The sequence below is a fragment of the Massilia sp. CT11-108 genome (genome assembly GCF_047302915.1).
Classification (GTDB): Bacteria; Pseudomonadota; Gammaproteobacteria; order Burkholderiales; family Burkholderiaceae_D; genus Telluria; species Telluria orientalis.
The window spans coordinates 1-3,881 of sequence record NZ_JBKYMO010000504.1; the positions used below are offsets into that span (position 1 = coordinate 1).

Consider the following 3,881-nt stretch of genomic DNA (forward strand, 5'->3'; position numbering starts at 1 on the left):
GCCACCTTGCGTTCCAGCATCAGCCTGAACGTCGCTTCACTGGCGCCGTAGCCGTGTTCGATCGTGTCGACGCCGGCATCCTCGACCGCAAGGACCTGGGCGCGATCCGCAACGGCATGCTGGCGGACGTCGTCGCGGTCGACGGCGATCCGACGGCGGATATTGCTGCGCTGCGCAAGGTGGGATTCGTGATGAAGGGCGGAATGGTGTACCGGAATCAGCCAGGGATTCAATGAGCGTCATTCACCGATCGGCATTCCTGATATCCGCTGCGGCGTTGCGGTTTTCCACAATAGCCGATGCAGATATTTTGCGTGATGATGACGGTGTTACTAATAGCGCATGAAGCCTAGCCATGAAAAAACCATTCTATAAAGTCCTTTATGTCCAGGTATTGTTTGCGATTATCGTGGGCGTCCTGCTGGGTATCTACGATCCGGGCATCGCAACCGCGATGAAGCCTTTGGGAGACGGCTTCGTCAAACTGATCAAGATGATCATCGCCCCGGTGATTTTCTGTACCGTCGTCGCCGGTATCGCCGGCATGCAGGACATGAAAAAGGTCGGCCGCGTCGGCGGCAAGGCGCTGCTCTACTTCGAGATCGTGTCGACGTTCGCACTGGCCATCGGCCTGCTCGTCGCCAACGTGATCAAGCCGGGCGCCGGCTTCAACGTCAACCCGGCCACACTGGACACGCACTCGATCGCCCAGTACACCGAGAAGACCAAGGCGCTGACCACGACCGACTTCCTCATGAACATCATCCCGAACACGTTCGTGGATGCGTTCGCCAAAGGGGAAATCCTGCAAGTCCTGCTGATCGCGATCCTGTTCGGCTTCGCGCTGTCGATGCTGGGTGAACGAGGCCGTCCGCTGACCCGCTTCATCGACGACATGTCGCACGCCATCTTCGGCGTCGTGAACATCATCATGAAAGTCGCCCCGATCGGTGCATTCGGCGCCATGGCCTTCACCATCGGCAAATACGGCGTCAAGTCGCTGATCCCGCTGGCCTCGCTCGTCGGTTCGTTCTACCTGACCTGCTTCCTGTTCGTCGCCATCGTCCTCGGCACCATCGCCCGCCTGACCGGCTTCTCGATCTTCCGCTTCCTCGCCTACATCAAGGAAGAGCTGCTTATCGTCCTCGGTACGAGCTCGTCGGAAAGCGCCCTGCCGGCCCTGATGCGCAAGCTGGAAAAAATGGGTTGCCCGAAATCGGTCGTGGGCCTCGTCGTGCCGACCGGCTACTCGTTCAACCTGGACGGCACCAACATCTACATGACGATGGCCGCCCTGTTCGTCGCCCAGGCCACGAACACGGAACTGACCCTGACGCAGGAACTGACGATCCTGGGCGTGGCGATGCTGACCTCGAAAGGTGCCTCGGGCATCACCGGCGCCGGCTTCATCACGCTGGCCGCCACGCTGGCCGTCGTCCCGACCATTCCGGTGGCCGGCATGACCCTGATCCTCGGCATCGACAAATTCATGAGCGAATGCCGCGCGCTGACCAACATCATCGGCAACGGTGTCGCCACGGTCGTCGTGTCGAAATGGGAAGGCGAGCTGGACAAAGAGCGCCTGACCGCCGAGCTGAAGAATCCGAGCCCGGACGACGCGACCGGCGACCTGCACCCGGTCCGCGAAGCCGCCTAAGCCAGGACAGGGAACGATTCCTCGTTCAGACGCCGGGTTCGCCCGGCGTTTTTTTTTGCAACAGCCACAACCGCGCATACACGCCGTTCCTCCGCAACAGTTCCTCGTGCGTGCCCTGCTCCACGACGCGGCCCTGGTCCATGACGATGATCGCGTGCGCATGCACGATGGTCGACAGCCGGTGCGCGATGACGAGCGTCGTGCGCTGCGCCGACAGGCGCTCCAGCTCCTTCACGATCGCATGTTCGGACACGGCATCGAGCGCCGACGTCGCCTCGTCGAACACGAGGATCACGGGCTGCTTGAGGATCGCGCGCGCGATGCCGATGCGCTGGCGCTCCCCGCCGGAAAAATTCACGCCCCGCTCGCCGACCGGACTGTCGTAGCCGTCCGGCAGCGCGGCGATCGTCTCGTGCAGTTGCGCCGCCCGCGCCGCCGCCACGATCTCCTCGCGCCCCGCGCCAGCGCGCGCGTAGCCGATGTTGCTGGCCACCGTGTCGTTGAAGAGCGCGGCATCCTGCGGCACGACGCCGATCGCGCGGCGCACGCTGGCGGGGCTGCAGCGGCGGATATCCTGCCCGTCGATGAGGATGCGTCCCCGGTCGGGGTCGTAGAAACGCAACAGCAGCCGCGCCAGCGTCGACTTGCCCGAACCGCTGCGTCCGACGACGGCCAGCGTGGTGCCGGGCGGGATGCGCAGGCTGACGTCGTCGAGCGCGGTGCGGCCCGGCTCGTAGTCGAAGCCCACGTGCTCGAACACCACCTCGCCCGCGCCGGGCACGAGCGCGGGCTGCCCCGGCAGGTCCGGCATCTCCGGCTGCTCGCCCAGCAGGGCGAACAGGCGCTCCGCGTTGACCCATGCGTCGCGCGATTCGCGGTACACGAAGCCGAGGGCGTTCAACGGCAGGCAGACCTGCAGCGCGTACGCATTGATCAGCACGAGGTCGCCCACGCGCATCCGGCCCGCCAGGACGTCCTGCCCGGCCAGCAGCATGATGGCGGCGACGCCCAGCGCAATCACGCCGCTCTGCCCCACGTGCAGCAGGAACAGCGCGCGCTGGTTCTTGACACCCGCGTCGCGCCACCGGTCCATCGTGGCCGCGAACTTCGCCGCCTCGTGGCCCTCGTTCGTGAAGTACTTCACGGTATCGTAGTTCAGCACGCTGTCCGCCAGCTGGCCCTTGGCGCGTGAATCGAGCTTGTTCACGCGCCGCTGGTAGACGACGCGCCGCGCCGTGAACACGAGCGTGAAGCCCGCGTACAGGAGGAAGGTCGCGACGATGATGGCGGCGTAGCCCGCCGGATAGCGGCGCAGCATGATGGCGAGCACGAGGCCGATCTCGACGAGCGTCGGCACGATCGTGAACAGCCCGACGCCCAGCAGGTAGGCGATGCCGCTGGTGCCGCGGTCGATGTCCGGCAACAGGCTGCCGACCTGGCGCCGGGCATGGAAGCGCGGCCCGAGCGCATGCAGGTGCGCGAACGTCTTGCCCGCATACGCCGAGACCGTGCTCAGCGTCACGCGCGCGAACAGCAGGTCGCGCCATTCGTTGAACAGCGTGCTCGCGAAGCGCAGCAGCGCATAGCCCACCAGCAGATACCAGGGCAGCAGCGCCGGCAGCGTCGCCTGCGAAAACGCGTCGATGATGCGCTTGAGCAGCAGCGGCACGGCCACCGTCGCCACTTTCGCGGCCAGCAGCAGGACGATGGACACCGCCACCCGCCCGCGGTTGGCGCGCATCACGCCCCACAGCTCGGCCGCGAAGCGGCGGCGGGCGGCACGGTCGGCGGCGGTGTCGGCGGTCATGCCGGGTTTGACCGTCGCGGCGGCGCAAGGCTCCCGTCCGGCGCCTGTGCTGCCTCAAGCATTCATGCGGTCAGTGTGTGCGGCGTGGCAGGTTTTCCAGGCGGAAGATGACATCGACGGGTTGGCGCAGCTTCAGCGCCGGCACGGCCAGCAATTGCTCGCGATCGACGTCCTGGGCGCGCGCCCGGTCCGCACCGCCGTCGCGCCGGAAGTCGCCCCGTTCCAGGCCCATCGCCGTGCTGAGGTTCTTCAGCGCTTCCGGCGTCGCGCCCATGAGGCCGCCGACGCGCCCCCACGCCCCTAACCCCCAGACCACGACCCCGCCTGCGCCGCACTGGCGCGGCGGGATTGTGCCTTCGAAATCGGAATACGAGATGGGATGGTCTTCCACGTGCACGGCCATGCGCCGGTCGTGGG

General features: G+C 66.0%; 2 protein-coding genes and 2 pseudogenes. 2 read left to right on the forward strand and 2 right to left on the reverse strand.

Annotated features, from left to right (window positions below; translation table 11 throughout):
* Window positions 1-236: pseudogene (locus tag ACEN88_RS26275) on the forward strand (hypothetical protein); the annotation flags it as partial.
* Between the two features lie 119 nt (window positions 237-355).
* Window positions 356-1,657 carry a dicarboxylate/amino acid:cation symporter gene (locus tag ACEN88_RS26280; protein ID WP_056135387.1) on the forward strand — a complete coding sequence of 434 codons (1,302 nt, stop codon included), beginning with the start codon at window positions 356-358 and terminating at the stop codon, window positions 1,655-1,657.
* 25 nt (window positions 1,658-1,682) lie between these two features.
* On the opposite strand, the gene ACEN88_RS26285 is transcribed toward ACEN88_RS26280, so the two are convergent.
* Both ACEN88_RS26285 and ACEN88_RS26290 read right to left on the reverse strand, forming a co-directional pair.
* Complete coding sequence (locus ACEN88_RS26285) at window positions 1,683-3,464, reverse strand: ABCB family ABC transporter ATP-binding protein/permease (protein WP_413344404.1); 1,782 nt, start codon at window positions 3,462-3,464, stop codon at window positions 1,683-1,685.
* Between the two features lie 280 nt (window positions 3,465-3,744).
* Window positions 3,745-3,881, reverse strand: a pseudogene (locus ACEN88_RS26290) (DNA polymerase ligase N-terminal domain-containing protein); the annotation flags it as partial.

Bases quoted from the DNA above. Each gene is read 5' to 3' on its own strand.
- ACEN88_RS26285 (WP_413344404.1), bottom strand. From the start codon at position 3,464: ATGACCGCCGACACCGCCGCCGACCGTGCCGCCCGCCGCCGCTTCGCG.
- ACEN88_RS26280 (WP_056135387.1), top strand. From the start codon at position 356: ATGAAAAAACCATTCTATAAAGTCCTTTATGTCCAGGTATTGTTTGCG.